Raw genomic sequence first — 17,583 nt, forward strand, 5'->3', positions numbered from 1 at the left:
AGCCTAAAACACATGACGGAGCACGCGCGGTACGGACGGCGTCGCATGCTGAAGACACTCGCGGCGGGCACCGCTGTGGGGCTCGCGGGGTGTTCGGGGCTGTCCGGCGGTGACGGGACGGAGACGGACGACGGGAGCGCCGACGGCGAAAGCGATGGAGGCGACGGTGGCGATACCACTGGGCAAGGTGGGAGCGTCGATATCCCCTCGCTCACGGAGTTCCGCGGGTCGGGGACGCTCGCCTCCGGGCGACCCGCGCCCGAGGGGACGTCCCTCCAGGACCTGCCGGACCTGTCCGGCGACCTGAACCTCTACATCGGCGGCGGCGAGGGCGGCATCTACTACCAGTTCGTCGAGATGCTCCAGGAGATCTACCCTGATTTCAACGTCTTCTCCTCGGACGCGGGATCGTCGTCGCTGGCCTCTCGCATCGTCGACGAGGTGGACGCCGGGTCGCCCAACGCGGACGTGTTCTGGTCCATCGACGCCAGTTCGCTCGGCTACGTCGCCAACAACGACGCGTACGATCCCCTCCCGGAAGAGACGGTCGACCCCGTCCCGTCGGGTTTCCGCGGGTCGGACAACGCGTGGGTCGGCGTCGCCGGTCGAGCGCGTGCGGTCCCGTACAACACGGACGAACTGAGCGCCAGCGACGTCCCGTCGAAGGTCGCCGAGTTCCCGAGCGCGGACGCGCTCCAGGACTCGATGGGATGGGCGCCGACCTACGGCGCGTTCAAGTCGTTCGTCACCGCGATGCGGCTCATCGAGGGGAAAGACGCCACCCGACAGTGGCTCACCGACATGCAGGACGCCGGGACCGAGCGCTTCGGGAACGAGTACGTCGTCTCCCAGCAGGTCGCGGACGGCGCGCTCTCGGCCGGGTTCGCGAACCACTACTACGCGATGCGCGTCAAGAACCAGCGGCCGGACGCGCCCATCGACCTGGCGTTCACGGAGGGCGACGCCGGCGCGCTGGTCAACGTCGCCGGCGCGCTCGCCATCAAGGGCACCGAGAAGCAGGAGCTCGTCTCCAACTTCATCCGACACCTGCTCTCGGCGGAGGCCCAGGAGTTCTTCGCGACGGTGAGTTTCGCCTATCCGATGATCCCCGGCGTCCAGCCGGTCGGCGGCCTGCCGACGGTCGACGAGCTCAGTCCGCCGGACATCGACCTGGCGGAGCTGGCTAACATCGAACCGACGCTGCAGCTCATGCGCGACGCCGGCGTCCTGGGATGAGCGTCCGCGAGCGGGTCGCACCGGCGGTCGACCGCGTTACCGGTGACGCCGACCGCCTCGTCGGGGTCGGCGTCGGCGTCCTGGCGACTGTCATCGCCGTCGCGCTCGTCTTCCCGCTCGGCTGGCTCGCCGTCGACGCCGCGACCCTCGGTCCGCGCGCGCTCGAACTCGCCGTCGACTCGCAGACGCTCGCCGTCCTCGGTCGCAGCGTGGCCCTCGTCGCGGTCGTCACCGGCGCGGCCGCCCTGATCGGTGTCCCGTTGGCCGTGTTGACCGTGCAGGCGGCCATCCCGTTCCGGCGCTTCTGGACCGTGCTCGTCGCGCTCCCGCTGGCCGTGCCCAGTTACCTCGGCGCCTTCGCCGCGCTCTCGGCCTTCGGTCCCCGGGGAGCGCTCTCTGACGCGCTCGCGCCGCTCGGAATCACTGTCCCGACCGTCGAGGGGTTCGCCGGTGCGGCGCTGATCCTGACGCTGTACACCTACCCGTACGTCTTCCTCACGACACGCGCGTCGCTGCTGTCGCTCGACGCGTCGCTCGTCGAGGCGGCGCGGACGCTCAACTGCGGCCGGCTGGGGGCGTTCCGCCGGGTGACGCTCCCCCAGATACTCCCCGGCATCGCCGCTGGCGCGCTGCTGGTCGCGCTGTACACGCTCGCGGACTTCGGGACGCCGAACTTCATGAACGTCGACGTGTTCACGCAGTTCATCTACAGCCGCCACCGGGCCAACCTCGACGGCTACGCCGCGCTGCTGTCGATCCAGTTGCTCGCGGTGACCGCCGTCATCCTGGCCGCCGAGTCGCGGATCGGCGCCGACGACTCGGGCGCGTACGCGAGCCGGGGCAACCGCGGCGCCGCGGAACTCGACCTCGGGCTGTGGCGCTATCCCGCGCTGGTCCTGCCGGCGCTGGTGGCCGTCGCCGCGCTGGTCCTCCCGATCGGTATCTTCGCGATGTGGCTAGTCCGCGGGGGGCCCGGCTACGAGTTCGCCCGCCTCACGTTCTCGTGGTCCTTCGGCTGGAACTCCGTCTACGTGTCGCTGCTCGCCGCGGGGGCCTCCGTCCTCGTCGCGCTCCCGGTCGCGCTCCGGTCGGTGGCCGCCGACTCCCGCCTCTCGTCGTTGACGGCCCGGGTCCCCTACGTTGGGTACGCGACGCCGGGGATCGTCCTCGCCATCGCGCTCGTGAGCTTCAGCCTCGACGTGGTGCCCGCGCTCGACCGAACCATCCCCATACTCGTGTTCGCCTACGTCGTCCGGTTCATGCCCCAGGCAATCGGGTCGATCCGGACGTCGACGATGCAGGTCGACCGACAGCTCGTCGAGGCGGCGCGGACGCTCGGCCGGTCGCGGGCCGAGGCGTTCCGGGCCGTGACGCTCCCGCTCATCGTCCCGGGCATCGTGACGGGAGCGGCGCTCGTCTTCCTCACGTCGATGAAGGAGCTGCCGGCGACACTGCTGCTGCGGCCGCTCGGCTTCGACACGCTGGCGACGTTCATCTGGCGGGCCGAGGAGGCGGGTATGTACGGACAGGCAGCGATCCCGGCGTTCGTGCTCGTGGCCGTCTCCGGCCTCTCGATGGCTGTGCTTTTGGCACAGGAGGACGACTGATCCCCTAACCCCCGACGATGATCGAACACACTGTCCCATCGGCGGCGAACGAACGCGTCGGCGCGGAGCGCGAGCGCGGGGAGTCCGTGCTGGAACTCGACGGCGTGACGCGCGCGTTCGGCGCCGAGCGGGCGGTCGACGACCTCTCGCTGACCGTCTACGAGGGGGAGCTGCTCACGCTCCTCGGTCCGTCGGGCTGCGGGAAGACGACGACGCTCCGACTGCTTGCCGGGCTCGACCGCCCGGACGCGGGGTCGATCGGCGTCGACGGCGAGTCGGTCGCCGGCCCCGACACCTTCGTCGCGCCGGACGACCGCGACGTGGGGCTGGTCTTCCAGTCGTTCGCCCTCTTCCCGCACCTCACCGTCGCGGAGAACGTCGCCTTCGGCATCGAGCACTGGCCGGCCGAGGAGCGCGAGGAACGGGTCACAGAACTCCTCGACCTCGTGAGCCTCGGGGAGTACGGCGACCACAGCCCCGACGACCTCTCGGGCGGCCAGCGCCAGCGCGTCGCGCTCGCGCGGTCGCTCGCGCCCGAACCCGACGTCCTCCTGCTCGACGAGCCGTTCTCGAACCTCGACGTGAGCCTCCGGACCGAAATGCGCGAGGAGGTTCGCAACATCATCAAGGAGACAGGCGTCACGGCCGTCTCGGTCACGCACGACCAGGAGGAGGCGCTCTCGATCAGCGACCGCGTCGCCGTGATCCACGATGGGAGCGTCGAGCAGGTCGGCCGCCCCGAGGTGGTCTTCGAGCAGCCCGAATCGCGCTTCGTCGCGGAGTTCCTCGGCCAGGCCGGCTTCGTCTCGGGCGAACTCGCCTCCGGCGCCGTCGAGACCGACCTCGGGACGCTCCCGGTCGACGTGATCGAGGGGCTCGGCCCCGAGTACGACGGCGCGCTCATCGACGTGATGGTCCGGCCGGACGACCTCGTGGCGACGCCCGCCGACGAGGACCCGGGCCACGAGACAGCGACGAGCGCCGACGCCGATGCGGACTCGGGCAACGGCGAGATCGTCCACCGGCAGTACACGGGACCGTCGTTCGTCTACCAGGTCGAACTCGACGGGGGCGACGTGGTGTACTGCGAGCACAACCACGCGGACGACCTCGCGCTCGACCAGCGCGTCCGGGTCGACCTCCGCGTCGACCACCCGCTGGCCTGGTTCCCCGCCGAGTGACATGCGTCGGCGCACAGCGACCGTCGGCACGGCCGCCGTCGCGCTCCTGGGCGCCGTCGTCGTCTGGCTCGTCGCGAACCGGCTGTTTCCGTACCACTCGCTCAACCACGACGAAGGCGTCTACCTCCAGCAGGCCGCGATACTCCTGGAGGGACAGCTGTACCTGCGCCCGCCGGTCGAGGACATGTTCCGGCCCTGGTTCTTCGTCGAGGGCGACGACGGCCTCTACCCGAAGTACTCGCCGGTGCCCGCCGCGATGTTCGCGCTCGGGAAGCTCGCGGGCGGGTACCGCCTGGCGCTCGTCGCCGTCGCCGCGGGCAACGTCGCCCTCGTCGCCGGCGTCGTCCGCGAGGCCTTCGACGACTGCCGGACGGCGCTCGTCGCCGCCCTGTTCGTCCTCGCCTCGCCGCTGTTCGTCCTCAACTCGTCGGTGTTCCTGCCGTACGCGCCGACGACGCTCCTGAATCTGCTCTTCGCGTACTCCTACCTCCGGGCGGACCGGACCGGGGATCGGCGGTGGGCCGCCGCGGCCGGCGCCGCGGTCGGACTGGCCTTCTTCTCGCGCCCGTTCACGGCCGTCCTCTTCGCCTCCCCGTTCGTCGTCCACGCGCTCTGGACCCTCCGGCGCGATTTCGGCGGCAACCTGCCCCGGCAGGCGACGACGGCGGCGCTCGGTCTCGTCGGCGTCGCGGTCGCCCTTGGGTACAACGCCGTCGTGACGGGGTCGCCGCTGGTCTTCCCCTACGAGGCGTTCGCCCCGCTCGACGGGCTCGGGTTCGGCGAGCGACGCATTCTCGGCCACGAGATCGAGTACACGCCGGAACTCGCGCTCCGCGCGAACGGCCGCGTCCTCTGGCTGTTTTTCAGCGAGTGGGTCGCCGGCGGCCTCGTCGGCGCGGCGCTCGCCACGGGCGGCCTGGCGGTCGCGCTCCGGCGCGGGCTCACCGCGCGGCAGGCGACCCTCGCGGGCGTCTTTCTGACCGTCCCCGCCGGAAACGTCTACTTCTGGGGTAATTTCAACGTCCTCGGCGACCTCGAACGGGCCGGCGACGGCCTGGTCGCCGCCCTCGGTCCGTACTACCACTTCGACCTGCTCCTCCCGACAGCGACCTTCGCCGCGGTCGGCGTCGTCGCGCTCGCGGGAGCCGTCCGCGACGCGCTCGCCGACAGACCGCCGCTCGACGCGCGGGCCGCTCGGGTCGGGTTCGCCGCCGTGCTGCTCGTCAGCGCCGGCGTCGTCGGCGTCGTCACCGCCGACACCGTCGACGAGCGGGTCGAGCGCAACGCGGAGGTGACCGAGACCTACGAGACCGCCTACGAGCCCTTCGCGGGCGGTCCCCCCGCGAACTCGCTCGTCCTCCTCCCGGACCCGTACGGCGACTGGCTCAACCACCCGTTCCAGGCGCTCCGGAACGACCCGGGCTACGACGGGCGGGCCGTCTACGCTATCGACGACAGACCGTTCGAGACGGCCGACGCCTTCCCGAACCGGACGCTGTATCGGTACGTCTACCGGGGTCCGTGGGCGCCGTTCGACGGGTCGCCGCGCGCCGCGCGGCTCCAGCGCGTCGCGGACGTCTCCGGGCCCGGAGTCGCGATGAACGCGACGGTCGGCGTCCCCGCCAGGGCCGACGGCGTCACGTTCAGACTGGGGACCGACGAGGAGAGCGTCTACCACGTCGCGGGTCCGACGGACGACGACGCGACCGTCGGATTCCGCCTCGCCAACGGGACTGTCGGGCTCTCGGGGACGGATGGGCCATCGAACCAGACACTGGCCGTCTCGGGACGCGAGACGGTTCGGCTGAGCGCCTTCGTCGACTACGGACCCGGCGGGAGTTTCACCTACCGCTTCGACCTGCCCGTCGACGCGACTGACGGCCGCGTCCGCGCGTTCACGCCGCGGGTCGAACTCTGCCGCGGCGCGCGTTCCTGCGGGGGCGAGGCGGCGTACATCCCGGAGACGGCGCCCGACGGCGTCTTCGTCGAGACGAACCTGACCGCGACCGACTCCGTCACTGACACACCATGACCGACTCGAACTCCGCGAAACTGTCTCGTCGGGACGCGCTGGCCGCGCTCGCGGCCGTCGGCGTGGCCGGCGGCGGTGCGCTCGCGCTCTCGGCGGCGGACGGCGACGACGGCGACGGTGACGACGCCGAGACGGCCGAGAACGGTCAGGACGGGGGCGACGCCCCTCCCTACGGTGCCATCACCGCCGACGACCTCACTGTCCTCACGGCCGTCGCGGAGACGGTCTATCCGAGCGAAGTGGAGGGAGTCGACTCGTTCGTGACGGCGTTCGTCCGCGGGCGAGCGAGCGCGCAGCCCGACCACGCGGCCGGTATCGCGGACGCCGTCGGGTACCTGTCGGAGTGGACCGGCGCCTGGTACGAGGAGTCGTTCGCGTCACTCGACCCGGCCGGCCGCGAGGAGGCGCTCGACCGGATGGGCGTCCGCGAGGCCGACCCCGACCCGGACGGGTCCGACGCGGCGCGCGTCCGCTACTACGTCGTCAACGAGTTGCTGTTCGCGCTGTACTCGTCGCCGACAGGCGCCGAACTCGTGGGGATAGAGAACCCGCAAGGCCACCCCGGCGGAACGGAGAGCTACCGTCGCGGCCCGGACTGACGGTCGCGCTCGCTATCGGCGTCGCTCTTCCAGACAGACCTTCACGATGGACTTCGCGATGGCCGCGCCGCCGGATAAGGGGTCGAGTTTCGTCTCGCCTTTGCGCTCGTCGTAGTCGATCGCTCGCTCTCGCACGTCGTAGCCGCGCATGAGCGGGCGGATGAGCAGTTCCGCGGAGAGCCCGGTGTTCTCCGTCCAGGATATCTCCTGGACGACCTCGCGGCGGTAGGCGCGCATCCCCGTCGTCGTGTCGCGAACGCGACGTCCCATCAGGACGCTCGCGAGCAGTGCGAAGGCGCGGTTGCCTTGCCGATTGAGCGTCGGCATGGCGTCGGCGCCGGGCGTGATGCGGTCGCCGCTGACCACGTCTGCGCCGTCGTTGATCGCCGCGAGGAACTCCGGCAGCGCGTCCATCGGGTAGGTGTCGTCGCAGTCCGTCGTGACGACCACCGGCCGATCGGCGGCGAGGACGGCCTCGCGGACGGCGACGCCGTACCCCTGTGGTTCCTGTTCGATGACGCGGGCGCCGTGGTCGCGAGCGATCTCCGGCGTCCGGTCGTCGGAGCCGTCCACGCAGACGACGTTCGCGCGCCCGTCTGTCACGCGCTCGACGTCCTCCAGAACCGTCCCGATGGCTTCCTCCTCGTTGTACGTCCCCATCACGACCGTCAGGTCGTCGAACGCGTACGTCCCGGCGGCCGTCTCGGCCGACGACTCTACGTCCGTCGCCCCCCGCTCGCTCGTCGCATCTCCAGCGCTCGTCGGTTCCCCGCTATCGGTCGCGGCGTCGTCTCGCTGGCCGTCCGACCCGTCTCGCTGTAACTGACTCATTGCTCGTCACTCTCGGCTCGACCCCCTTGAATTTTTAGGTTCGCCAAAAATACTGTGCGTGTTCCGCGTAGGGACGGGAGCGACTCGGGGTCACTCGAATTGTTCGGCCAAGAACGCTTCGTTGGGGACGGCACGGTCCCAGTAGTACTCGAAGAGGTCGCGGCCCCATTCGATGGCCCGCTCGTCCTCGGCCAGCACCTCGGTGCGTGAGTCGTACTGTCTGTCGATGGTCGGGAGCGAGAGCATGACCTCGTTGTCGGTGACGCCGACGCCGACGGGCGCGTCGAGGACGCGGACGGGGGTCTCCTCCCACTGCCGGGCGTCGTCCGGCGAGTCGATGCGGTCGAGCGCCTCCAGCGCGACGGTGGTGTCGACGACGAGTCGCGAGTCGGGCGAATCGGGCATGACCGCCTCGTACTCCGCCTGGTAGATCGGCGTGACGATGTGGACGTCCGTGCCGGCGCGTTCGACGCGGTCGCGCACCTCCCGAACGATGGCGTGGGGATCGGTGTCCGTGGCGCGGAACACTTCGGCGTCCGCGAGTTCGGTCAGCCGGAGTCTGAACCGGCGAGGGAGCGCGGCGACGTCGTGCGTCCGCCAGTAGTCGTCTTCGAGCAGGCGACAGAGGTTCTCCTGCTGTTCGAGCAGGTCGGCGACGAGCTGCCCGCTGCCCGTCGCCACCCGTTTGCCGTCGACGGTTCTGACCAGGCCCTTGCGTTCGAGTTCGCCGACCGCGTTGTACACGGCCGACTCGCTCGCATCGATCGAGTCGATCAGCGCGTCCACGGGCTGTCGCTCGGCGACCACCGACGAGAGCACGTCCGTTCGAACCGAGGAACTCAGCACGTATCCGACGATCTTCTCCGTGGTCACGACCGGTTCACCCCGCCAGCCGACCGGACGCGCCTGTCTCTCGCTCCCATTATCGGATTCCATATGTATTGGAGCTACTTCGGTCTTCTGGAACGTTATTTGAAGACTGGAATACTGTGCGGGTGAAAAGTTCAAGATTTATACCGTTGCGGGGACGAGGACAGGATGCGGTTCGATGGGGGATGCAGGGTCCCTGCTGGCTACTCGACCTTGAGGGGGGAGAGCGGCCCACCTGGCGATCACCCGTCACCTCTTTCGAAACGCGTTCTCTCTTCCCCGGCGCGATGCCCGCGGGTCGCGGTCGATTCTGCCGGTAGTCGACGGTCGCGAGCGCAGTCAGTTCTCGGCCGGTCGATGGAAACTGAGTGCGGACGTGACCGAGAACACGGATCGAGAGGAAACCGCGGACGGACGAAGCCGAGCGGTCAGTCCGCCGGTTCCGGGGGCGAGTCGCGACCGATGTGGATCTCGAATGATTCGATGTCCTCGAAGGCGGCGACCTGGCCGCCGACGGTGATACGTTCGTCGTCGGTCTGGACGACGAGCGACGCCTCTTCGAGGCTCGGTGTGAGGTTCGCCTCCGCGACCTTCCCGGAGACGACGATCTCCTCGCCGGTGAGGACGTCCCGCCCCTCGATCGTGGCGTAGAACTCGCCCTCCAGCGCGGCGACGTCGGCGATCGCGCGGCGGATTGTCCCGTAGCGGCGCGGGAAGTCCAGTTCCTCGCCGTTCTCCGTGACGGTCTCGGCGGTCGTCCACAGGACCGTGTTCATGAACATCGATACGAGGAACCCCAGCTCGGACCGGTCGAAGATGACGCCGTAGCGGTCGGTGTCGCCCTTGAGGCTCTCGCGGGTCGCGTAGATGGAGTAGCGACCGTCGGCGACGGCGATGACCGGCGTCGTGACGCCGCGGCGCTTCTTGACGGTGCTCGCGAGCGATTCGTAGTCGTACTCGTCGGTGGCCGGGACCTCCGCGGCCGGCGACAGCAGGATCTCGATCGCCACGCCCTCCTCGTGCTGGCGGCGGAGCTGGCTCTCGAAGCGGTCGAGCAGTTCGGGCGTCAGCGACAGCATTAGCTCGTAGTCAGCCGAATCGATCACCTCAGAGAGGTAGCGGAGGATCGTCGGCCGGGACTTGACCAGCGAGACGGCCTCGGTCCCGCGGGCGGGCTCGGTGTACTGCTGTTCGAGGCCGTCGACGAGCGTGTCGAGCGACTCCTGGAGGTCGTCGAACGCCTCCGCGGGGTCGAGCGCGAGGACCTTCATCGGACGTGACTCCCGGAGTTCGACGAGGCCGATGTCGCTGAGGCTCCGGACCGTGTCGTAGACGCGGGGTTGAGGGATGTCCGTGTAGTCTGAGATCTCCGAGGCAGTCACCTGGCCGTGTTCGAGGATCGTGAGGTACGCCTTCGCCTCGTACTCCCCGAAGTTGAACCGCTCCGAGACGGCTTCGAGGGAGTCGAGGAGGTCGTCACCAGCCATGTCGGTTCCACCTTCCGCGAGCGACCAAATCAGTCTGTCCCTTCACACAGTCGACCGTTCGACCGCTCGGACCGCGCCGCGTCGCGCTCATAGCGTATCGAACTCGACGACGGCCTTGATCTGGTCGTGGCCGTACTCGAAGGCGGGGGCCACGTCCTCCGGCGTCGCGACCGTCGTCACCAGGTCCTCCAGCAGCCACCCCGGGAGTTCCTCCAGCACGTCGATCGCGCCCTCGAAGTGCTTGACGTGAGAGTTGACCGTCCCGACCAGGGCCTTGTTGTGGAGGACGAGTTCGTTGTGGATCCGTCCGCCGTCGACCTCGAACTCCCAGGAGTCCGGGATGCCTAGCAGCGCGCCGACGCCGTTCGGGGCGAGCGCCTCGACCGTCTCGAACGCGTGGGGAGCGTACCCCGTGGCCTCGTAGACGAAGTCCATCGGCTCGAAGTCCTCCGGGACCGCGTCCAGCGGCGTCTCGTTCGAGTTGACGTACGTCGCGCCGATCTCCTCGATGATGTCCACCGTCAGGTCGGGCCGCTCGCGCCGGCCGAGGCAGTACGTCCGGTCGAAGTCGTGCTCGGCGAACGAGCGGTCGCTCTCGACGCCGAATTCCAGCATCGCGAGCGTGATCAGGCCGAGCGAGCGGTTGCCGAGCACCAGCGCGGACTCGGGCGACCAGTCGAACGCCGACCGCGACGCGTATGCGTGTTCGAGCGCCTTCTCGGTGATGCTGACCGGCTCGGCGAAGAAGCCGAACTCCCACAGGTCCTCGGGGAACGGGACCAGGTACTCGGGGGAACTGGTGAAGTACTCCGCCATGTAGCCGTGGTCGCCGACGATCCCGCGCTCGACGTACTCCCCCTCGGGGGCCATGTCCGGTTCGCCGCGCTCGAAGTACTCGTTCGTCCCGTCGGCCGGAGGGCGACGGACCGTCGGAACGACCACGTCGCCCTCGTCGAGGTCGGTACCGTCGGCGTCTTCGACCACTGCGACGGCCTCGTGGCCCAGCACCATGTGATCCTCGCCCTCGGGGAAGCCGCCGTGGGACCCGCCGATGACCTCGTGATCGGTCCCGTCGACCCCGACCCGGAGCGTCCGTAACAGGGCCTCTCCCTCGCCCGGTTCCGGCCTCGGCTTCTCGATCACCGCGGGACCCTCCGAGCCCCGCTCGACTGCGATTGCTTTCATCAGTTGGTCGAAAAATGTACTCTGTTCCGAGTTAAGTCTTTCTGGAACGGGTCGGGGCCGCCGAACGGACCGGCCACTGTCGGGCGGGATCCGGCGTGTGACGGGCTCTCACCCGAGAGACCGACTCGTCGGCGAGTGTCGAGAGGCGCGACTGGAATCGAGAGAACCGGGCGGGATCGAGGGGCGTACCGGCGGGAGTCGGGGGAACGAAGCGGAGAGGGTGCAGGCAGAAACTGGGAGAGAGTGGAGTCAGAAGCCGGGAGCGGAGAGAGCGAGACTCGGCGGTTCGCGTCGTCAGTCGTCGACGGTGACCGCTTCGCCGCTCTCGCTGGAGCGGTAGATCGCGTCGAGGACGCGCTGGACGGTCAGGCCCTGCTCGACGGTGTTGCGTTCGGGCGTCTCGCCGCGCGCGCAGTGTTCGAGGAAGTAGGTCTGCTCGGCCGCGTGGGGGTCGTTGTTCTGCGTCTCGATGTCGGCTTCGACCATGTGGCCCGCACCGTCGACGCCGGACTCGTGGAAGGTGACGCCCTCGGCCGGGCGGAAGGTGGCGCCGGACTCGGTGCCGCGGAGGACGTACTCCTGTTTCTTCGGTCGGTTGACCGCCCAGGCGACCTCCAGGGAGATGGTTCGGTCGTCGGCACAGCGGATCAGCGCCGTCGCGGAGTCGTCGACGTTGAACCCCTCGGGACCCTGGTCCTCGCCCCACATCTGGATGTAGGTGTAGTCGTCGCGGCCGCCGAACTGCGAGCGCGTGACGCCGCTGACCTCTTCGACCTCGGGGTAGCCGAGCAGGTACAGCGAGAGGTCGACGGCGTGAACGCCGATATCGATGAGCGCGCCGCCGCCGGCGACTTCCTTGCTCGTGAACCACGAGCCGCGGCCGGGGACGCCCCGCCGGCGGATGTAGTTGGCTTCGACGTGGCTCAGATCGCCGAAGCGGCCCTTCTCGCGGTAGGCGTTGATGACCTCGACGGGGTTCTCGAAGCGGGTGTGGAAGCCGACCATGCAGAACCCGTCGGCGTCCTCGGTGGCCTCCGCGATGCGCTCGGCGGCCGGGAGCGTGCTGGCGAGGGGCTTCTCGACGAGGACGTCCAGGCCGGCGTCGAGCGCGTCGACGACGTACTGCTCGTGGAACTTGTTCGGCGTCGTGACCGCGACCGCGTCGACTTCCTCGTAGAGGTCGTGGTGGTTCTCGTACGTCCGAACGCCGAACTCGTCGGCGAACGACGCGCGAGCGCCCTCCGCGATGTCGACGCCGCCGACCAGGTTGGCGCCCTGGTCGACGAACCGCTCAGCGTGGTGGTGTCCGATGTTGCCCAGTCCGACGATGCCGAGTCTGACAGATGAGATATCGACCATGATGTTGACTCCGTGAAGTTCTACGGAAAGGTACGCACGGACTACCGTAAATATCCCGTCATACGCGGCTCGAAATTTCGCTCGCCGTGAACGTTACCGCGAACCGGAGCGCGCGCGGGATTACCTGGCCCGACGCGCGCTCACTCGACGGAGACGAGCCTGTTCAGCGCGTAGACGGTCCGGAGCACGTCGCCGGCGTCGCCCGCCGGGAAGACCAGGTCGTCCGTCGACCGGACGTGCTCCAGGACCACGGCCGAGGCGTGCTCCGGCGCGGCGGCGATGCCAGCGTCCTCCTCGTCGATCCACTCCATGACCCGCAGGTCGCTCTTGCTGTCGCCCAGCACCAGCGCGAAGGGGTCGTCGATCCCCAGCACGTCGAAGGCCGCGTCGACGCCGACGGGCTTGTTGAGTTCGCGGCTGACGACCTCCGCCGCGTCGGCCTCGTAGTACGCCACGTCGACGCGGTCGAGGAAAGACGACACCGCGCCGGGCACCTCGACGTCTTCGGTCGCCTCGCCACGCTCGTCGAGCACCGCGCTGATCTCGGGGTCGCGAGCGGCGTAGAAGGCGCGGGTCCACTCGCCGGCCGCCGCGCCGACGATCCGCTCGTCGCTTCCCTCGTTCGGCGCTTCGACCGCGTCGAGGAAGTCGGCGACGGCGACGCCGAGGAGGTCGAGCAGGTAGACGAGCGCGTCGTCGATCACCTCGCCGGCGGCCTCGCTCCCGGTCTCGAAGTTCGGCTTCAGCGTGACGTTGAACTCGTTGCCTTGCAGGTGGCAGCCGCGGGCCACCGCCTCGGGCGCGTCCGTCAACACGCGCTGGCGGAGCCGCTCGAACACCGACCGGACCTCCTCGTCGAGGTCCTCGTAGAGCAGTCGCTTGGTCTCCGGCCCGTGGCCGGGCGTGAACACGCCGGTCCCGCTCTCGTAGACGACGCTCACGTCGCCGGAGTTGACGACGGCGTTGCCCAGCCCCTGGCTGAGAAAGCCCTTCACGTTCTCCAGGGTCTGGCCCGTGCAGACGACGATCGGGACGCCGGCCTCGTGGAACTCCGTCAGGAGGTGCAACGTCTCGCGAGGGATCTCGTTGTCCGTCGTCCCCGCCGAGCGGAGCGTCTCGTCGACGTCGAGGACGAGCGCGTTCACCGGCCGGCCGTACTTGGTCGCCAGGTCGAGCCCGGTAAAGGCCTGGTCACGCGTCGCGTGGGCGGCGACGGCCGCGTACGTCTCGCCCGTCCCGGGGAACGCGTCGCGTATCTCCCCGCGCAGGGCCGCGAGCTCGTCGCTTGCGTCTTCCCAGTAGGTGAGCGCGACCCGCGAGTCCAGCGGCGGGAAGAGGTCGACGAACGCCTGATGGGCCCGCAGCGTGTCGGTGTCGAACTCGTCGTAGAGCCGATAGAGCTGGTCGTAGCGTTCCATTGCTGGAGGGTAGTGTGGGGCACCGTTGTGTAGGTTGGGATCGGCCGATCCGGCGCTCTCGCGGGCCGCGGTCCGTCGCGGCCCGCCGACGCCGCGGGTGTGCCACGCCTCGGCGAGAACCCACAACGGGTAACACCCCCGCGTGCGAAAGAGCACGTAACACGCATGAAGAACATCGACGATCTCATCGACAGCGCGGCCGAGCTGGCCGAGCGCGGTCTCTCGAAGGGGGAGATCGCCGACGAGCTGAACGTCTCGAAAGAGACCGCCTCCTGGCTCGTCTCCCGCAGCGGCGCGACGACTACGACCGACACCGCACCGAAGTCCCACAGCCCCCACGACATCCACGTCGACTGGAGCGCGATCGGCCGGGACAGCGCCCGGCTCACCCACGTCGGCCGGGCCGTCGCCGACCTGCTCTCCAAGCAGGGCGACGAGGTCGACCTGACCATCGGGATCGAGAAGGCCGGCGCGCCCATCGCAACGACCGTCGCGCGCGAGCTCGACACCGATCTGGGGACCTACGCCCCGAGCAAACACCAGTGGGACGACGGCGAGACCGAGGACCTCTCGGGGTCGTTCTCGCGGAACTTCTCGCAGATCCGCGGCCGCGAGTGCTACGTGGTCGACGACACCATCACCAGCGGCACGACGATGACCGAGACAGTCGAGGCGATCCGCGAACAGGGCGGCGAGCCCGTCGCCTGCGCCGTCCTCACCGATAAGCGCGGCGTCGAAGACATCGAAGGCGTCCCCGTCTACTCGCTCGTCCAGGTCCTCCGGGTCGGACAGTCCGAGTAACCGCGCTCCCGACCGCCGCGGTCGGTCCGCTCCGGTTCGACCGACGCCGCTTCTCTCTTCTCGGCCGGCCGAGCGGCCGCTCCGGAGCGTCGCTCGGCGGCGTCAAAACGAGATGTAACATCCGAGGTGACGGCTCTTCCGGGAGTCAGCGCCTGACGTCTTCCCAGTGGGTCGAGGTGATGTGGGCGTCCGGGTCGTCGGGCGCGCGCAGGGTGAGTTCGTCGTCGTTCCAGCGCACGATGAGATCCGGCCGGTCGTCCGTTGGCCCGTCGCGGTCCGAGCCGTCCCCGGTCCGGGCCCGGACGAGGTCGTCCGTCACCGCGCGTCCGTCCCCCTCGAGCACTTCCTCTGTCAGTCCGACGCACTGGACGGAGCGCGACCGATCGGACCGGACCGGAAAGTTCGCTCGCTCCGCGGATTCGATCCCGTCGTAGTCGTCGGATCGTTCGGTCACGGTCGAAAGCCGGGCGCGCAGGGATCGTCCGACCGACCGGAGGCGGTCGACCACCCGATCGAACACCGAGACGGACTCCGTTCCGCGGTCGGCGTCCGCGACGCTCCGACCCTCCCTGTCGGACCCGTCGAGGGGGGACTGGCTCATACATACGCTTGGGGCGGGACGGTAAAAATCATTGTGCCAACCAGTGGCACGCGCGTGGTACTACCGGTTTCCCGTCAGGTCGTTTCGGCCGTTCCGGCGGCGGAGTTCGCCCCCCGACCGCCACCCGAATCTGCTCTCAGTCCCCGGCGGTCGGAACGTGTTCGGGCGCGGGTTCGACGTGGTAGAGGCCGAGGAACGCCACCGCGGCCACGGCGATGAACGCGCTGGCGGTGAAGAACGCGGCGAACACCGACGTGGCGTCCCAGAGCGCACCGACGGAAACGGGGCCGGCGACCTGCCCGACCTTCCACGCGATAGAGCGCAGCGAGAGGCTCCCCGCGACGGCATCGAAGTGCTCGCCCTCCTCGACGAACAGCGCCATGCTCGCCGGCAACCGGATGCTGTCGGCGACACCGCAGATGGCGAAGGCGCCGAACAGCGGGAAGAAGGCGGGCGGGAGCGTGGTCGACAGCGACCCGACGGCGACCGTCATCGGCGCGAACCAGCCGACCGCGTACTCGGCGAAGGGGATGACGGCCGCGCCGACCGCGTACAGCACCGCGCCCGTGAAGACGAACAGGTGCTTGTGGCCGAGGCTGTCGGTGTACGACCCGACCATCCCCTGGGTCAGCGACTTCGTGAGTTTCCCGCCCGCGAGGATACCGCCGACGAGAATCGGGTTCATCCCGAATCTCGTCCGCGCGTAGATGGGCAGAAAGAGGATGACGGCCATCTTGCCGAAGCTCAGGCCGAACCGGAAGACGACCAGCGCGCGGACGGCCGAGCGCCCGAGCAGCAGCCGCAGCGTCTCGACGCCCGTGGCCTCCTCCGGGTCTGACTGGCCGCCGGGGTCGTCGCGGAGGAAGAAGTAGACGCCCACCGCCGCCAGCAGCGTCACCCCGCTGAGGACGCTGTACGTGAGCGTGAACCCGCTCGTCGCCAACAGGATGCCGCCGACCAGGTCGCCGGCGAGGCTCGAGAACGCCCCGACCTGGTTGTAGGTCCCGAGCCACTGGCCGCGCTCGGCGTCGGGACTGATCTCCCCGACGACGGCCGATCCGGTGATCCACAGCAGGCTCGCGCTGAACCCCTGGAGCACGCGCATGAGGATGACGTGGTCCACCGTCTCGACCATGGCGAACCCGACGAAGACGCCGACGTTCAGGACCAGCCCCACGAGCAGGTACCGCTTGGCGTTCCCGGTGTCGATCGCCCGCCCCAGCGGGAGGACGATGATCAGTTGGACGAGCGCGAAGGCCGTCCCGAACAGCCCTTCGACGGTCCCGGAGGTCGCGAAGATGTCCGCGTACAGGGCGAGCGCGATGGCGATCGTCGAGTAGGCCTGCGAGCGAGCGAACGCGGTGCCCGCGAGGGCCAGGAACTCCGGGTTCCGGAGCAACCGCAGCGATCCGCTGGACTCACTGCTCACTGGATCCGACTTCGACTACGGAAAAGAAGGCGTTTCGACCGCGGCGGTCCCTTCCGCCTGTCGGTCCACCGAGACGAGCCCGATCGCGCGGTCTACAGTTCGATCCGCTCGACGATGTTGTCGCCGCCGTCGGAGGAGTTGACGGCGACGATGCGGACGTTGTCTTCAAGGCCCGACCCGTTGAGCTTGGCCTTGAGCAGCTCGTCGACCTGGTAGACGCCCGCGGCGTTGTCCATCTCGATCTCCACGAGGACCGCCGCGTCCTCGCCGGCGTCGAGCGACACCGACCGGATGGCCTGGCTCGACACCGTGTTGATCCCGCGACCGCCCCGCTCGTAGGGGTACCGCGACCGACCGTGTTCCATGTCCAGCCCGTCGGCCAGCCGAACGATGCCCGCCTCCGTGGTCAGGGGCGTCTCCGGCGTGTGGTGACAGAGGATCGCGTGCAGGACCTCGCCCTTCACGCGAACGGCGTCGCCGGTGTCGTAGAACTCCGGGAGGATGCGGTCGAGCAGGTCCGCCGCCAGCGGGATGGAGTAGTAGGGGTGTTCGTCCCGGTGGACGACGTGCCCGATGTCGTGCAGCGTCGCCGCGAGCCCGACGATCACGGGTTCGTCGGCGACGTCGAGACCCTGATCGGCCGCACCGTTGAACTCGACGTCTCCGGCGTGGAGGAGTTCGTACAGCGTCAGCGCGCGGTCGCGAACGATGCTGACGTGTTTCGCGCCGTGGTCGTTGTAGCGCATGCGCGCCACCGGATTGACGTTCTGGGCGTCGAGGTACGTCTGGACCTCCTCGTCGTCGTCGATGTATGCGAGCACCTCGTTGAGGCGCTCGTCGGGGAAGTCGTGCGCGGCGTCCGGGTCGTACGATTGGTCGCTCATGGCAGTACGGTCCGCCCGCGGACGCAAAAACCCCTGCCCCACCGGATCTCAATTCCCTTCGAT

The 17,583-nt window shown here is 69.2% G+C and carries 15 protein-coding genes; 6 read left to right on the plus strand and 9 right to left on the minus strand.

Annotation, left to right across the window (positions count from 1 at the left end; all coding sequences use genetic code 11):
* The first annotated feature begins 12 nt into the window (after window positions 1–12).
* The 5 genes from ACMGFH_RS05315 to ACMGFH_RS05335 are packed head-to-tail and all read left to right on the plus strand — an operon-like array spanning window position 13 to window position 6,655.
* Window positions 13–1,236 (plus strand): extracellular solute-binding protein, encoded by a 1,224-nt coding sequence (locus tag ACMGFH_RS05315; protein WP_415381772.1) that lies wholly within the window; start codon window positions 13–15, stop codon window positions 1,234–1,236.
* The gene (locus ACMGFH_RS05320) at window positions 1,233–2,843 is read left to right on the plus strand and encodes an ABC transporter permease (RefSeq protein WP_415381773.1); all 1,611 of its coding nucleotides are present in this window, start codon (window positions 1,233–1,235) and stop codon (window positions 2,841–2,843) included. The genes ACMGFH_RS05315 and ACMGFH_RS05320 overlap by 4 nt, the downstream gene beginning before the upstream one ends.
* A gap of 17 nt (window positions 2,844–2,860) precedes the next feature.
* Window positions 2,861–4,024 (plus strand): ABC transporter ATP-binding protein, encoded by a 1,164-nt coding sequence (locus ACMGFH_RS05325; RefSeq protein WP_415381774.1) that lies wholly within the window; start codon window positions 2,861–2,863, stop codon window positions 4,022–4,024.
* Window position 4,025: 1 nt separating this feature from the next.
* Window positions 4,026–6,056 carry an ArnT family glycosyltransferase gene (locus ACMGFH_RS05330; RefSeq protein WP_415381775.1) on the plus strand — a complete coding sequence of 677 codons (2,031 nt, stop codon included), beginning with the start codon at window positions 4,026–4,028 and terminating at the stop codon, window positions 6,054–6,056.
* Window positions 6,053–6,655, plus strand: coding sequence for a gluconate 2-dehydrogenase subunit 3 family protein (locus ACMGFH_RS05335; RefSeq protein WP_415381776.1), 603 nt, complete (start codon window positions 6,053–6,055; stop codon window positions 6,653–6,655). The genes ACMGFH_RS05330 and ACMGFH_RS05335 overlap by 4 nt, the downstream gene beginning before the upstream one ends.
* Window positions 6,656–6,667: 12 nt before the next feature.
* Here ACMGFH_RS05335 and ACMGFH_RS05340 read toward each other — a convergent pair whose 3' ends face one another.
* From ACMGFH_RS05340 to ACMGFH_RS05365, 6 genes are all read right to left on the minus strand, one after another.
* Window positions 6,668–7,315 (minus strand): dolichyl-phosphate hexose transferase, encoded by a 648-nt coding sequence (locus ACMGFH_RS05340; protein ID WP_415383201.1) that lies wholly within the window; start codon window positions 7,313–7,315, stop codon window positions 6,668–6,670.
* 261 nt (window positions 7,316–7,576) lie between these two features.
* Window positions 7,577–8,422, minus strand: coding sequence for a helix-turn-helix transcriptional regulator (locus ACMGFH_RS05345; RefSeq protein WP_415381777.1), 846 nt, complete (start codon window positions 8,420–8,422; stop codon window positions 7,577–7,579).
* A gap of 362 nt (window positions 8,423–8,784) precedes the next feature.
* The gene (gene trmB, locus ACMGFH_RS05350) at window positions 8,785–9,843 is read right to left on the minus strand and encodes an HTH-type sugar sensing transcriptional regulator TrmB (RefSeq protein WP_415381778.1); all 1,059 of its coding nucleotides are present in this window, start codon (window positions 9,841–9,843) and stop codon (window positions 8,785–8,787) included.
* An 87-nt stretch (window positions 9,844–9,930) separates the two neighbouring features.
* Window positions 9,931–11,028 carry a glucose 1-dehydrogenase gene (locus ACMGFH_RS05355; RefSeq protein ID WP_415381780.1) on the minus strand — a complete coding sequence of 366 codons (1,098 nt, stop codon included), beginning with the start codon at window positions 11,026–11,028 and terminating at the stop codon, window positions 9,931–9,933.
* A 294-nt stretch (window positions 11,029–11,322) separates the two neighbouring features.
* On the minus strand, window positions 11,323–12,387 hold the full coding sequence (locus ACMGFH_RS05360) for a Gfo/Idh/MocA family protein (protein WP_415381781.1): 1,065 nt from the start codon (window positions 12,385–12,387) through the stop codon (window positions 11,323–11,325).
* Window positions 12,388–12,527: 140 nt separating this feature from the next.
* Window positions 12,528–13,805, minus strand: coding sequence for an HAD family hydrolase (locus tag ACMGFH_RS05365; protein ID WP_415381782.1), 1,278 nt, complete (start codon window positions 13,803–13,805; stop codon window positions 12,528–12,530).
* A gap of 165 nt (window positions 13,806–13,970) precedes the next feature.
* Here ACMGFH_RS05365 and gfcR point away from each other — a divergent pair, with 165 nt between their 5' ends.
* Window positions 13,971–14,606, plus strand: coding sequence for a transcriptional regulator GfcR (gfcR, locus tag ACMGFH_RS05370; RefSeq protein ID WP_415381783.1), 636 nt, complete (start codon window positions 13,971–13,973; stop codon window positions 14,604–14,606).
* Window positions 14,607–14,751: 145 nt separating this feature from the next.
* On the opposite strand, the gene ACMGFH_RS05375 is transcribed toward gfcR, so the two are convergent.
* The 3 genes from ACMGFH_RS05375 to ACMGFH_RS05385 all read right to left on the minus strand — a co-directional run bounded on the left by ACMGFH_RS05375 (window position 14,752) and on the right by ACMGFH_RS05385 (window position 17,520).
* Window positions 14,752–15,207, minus strand: coding sequence for a hypothetical protein (locus ACMGFH_RS05375; protein ID WP_415381784.1), 456 nt, complete (start codon window positions 15,205–15,207; stop codon window positions 14,752–14,754).
* Between the two features lie 136 nt (window positions 15,208–15,343).
* Window positions 15,344–16,636: an MFS transporter gene (locus tag ACMGFH_RS05380; protein ID WP_415381785.1), complete on the minus strand. Its 1,293-nt coding sequence runs from the start codon at window positions 16,634–16,636 to the stop codon at window positions 15,344–15,346.
* 92 nt (window positions 16,637–16,728) lie between these two features.
* A complete protein-coding gene (locus tag ACMGFH_RS05385) occupies window positions 16,729–17,520 on the minus strand; it encodes an HD domain-containing protein (RefSeq protein ID WP_415381786.1) in 792 nt (263 codons plus the stop codon).
* Window positions 17,521–17,583: the final 63 nt, after the last annotated feature.

The sequence above is a fragment of the Halosimplex rarum genome (assembly GCF_047715405.1).
GTDB classification, from domain to species: Archaea; Halobacteriota; Halobacteria; order Halobacteriales; family Haloarculaceae; genus Halosimplex; species Halosimplex rarum.

Excerpts from the sequence above, each read along its gene's own strand:
- ACMGFH_RS05315 (WP_415381772.1), top strand. The coding sequence starts at position 13 with ATGACGGAGCACGCGCGGTACGGACGGCGTCGCATGCTGAAGACACTC.
- ACMGFH_RS05320 (WP_415381773.1), top strand. The coding sequence starts at position 1,233 with ATGAGCGTCCGCGAGCGGGTCGCACCGGCGGTCGACCGCGTTACCGGT.
- ACMGFH_RS05325 (WP_415381774.1), top strand. The coding sequence starts at position 2,861 with ATGATCGAACACACTGTCCCATCGGCGGCGAACGAACGCGTCGGCGCG.
- ACMGFH_RS05330 (WP_415381775.1), top strand. The coding sequence starts at position 4,026 with ATGCGTCGGCGCACAGCGACCGTCGGCACGGCCGCCGTCGCGCTCCTG.
- ACMGFH_RS05335 (WP_415381776.1), top strand. The coding sequence starts at position 6,053 with ATGACCGACTCGAACTCCGCGAAACTGTCTCGTCGGGACGCGCTGGCC.
- ACMGFH_RS05340 (WP_415383201.1), bottom strand. The coding sequence starts at position 7,315 with ATGGGGACGTACAACGAGGAGGAAGCCATCGGGACGGTTCTGGAGGAC.
- ACMGFH_RS05345 (WP_415381777.1), bottom strand. The coding sequence starts at position 8,422 with ATGGAATCCGATAATGGGAGCGAGAGACAGGCGCGTCCGGTCGGCTGG.
- trmB (WP_415381778.1), bottom strand. The coding sequence starts at position 9,843 with ATGGCTGGTGACGACCTCCTCGACTCCCTCGAAGCCGTCTCGGAGCGG.
- ACMGFH_RS05355 (WP_415381780.1), bottom strand. The coding sequence starts at position 11,028 with ATGAAAGCAATCGCAGTCGAGCGGGGCTCGGAGGGTCCCGCGGTGATC.
- ACMGFH_RS05360 (WP_415381781.1), bottom strand. The coding sequence starts at position 12,387 with ATGGTCGATATCTCATCTGTCAGACTCGGCATCGTCGGACTGGGCAAC.
- ACMGFH_RS05365 (WP_415381782.1), bottom strand. The coding sequence starts at position 13,805 with ATGGAACGCTACGACCAGCTCTATCGGCTCTACGACGAGTTCGACACC.
- gfcR (WP_415381783.1), top strand. The coding sequence starts at position 13,971 with ATGAAGAACATCGACGATCTCATCGACAGCGCGGCCGAGCTGGCCGAG.
- ACMGFH_RS05375 (WP_415381784.1), bottom strand. The coding sequence starts at position 15,207 with ATGAGCCAGTCCCCCCTCGACGGGTCCGACAGGGAGGGTCGGAGCGTC.
- ACMGFH_RS05385 (WP_415381786.1), bottom strand. The coding sequence starts at position 17,520 with ATGAGCGACCAATCGTACGACCCGGACGCCGCGCACGACTTCCCCGAC.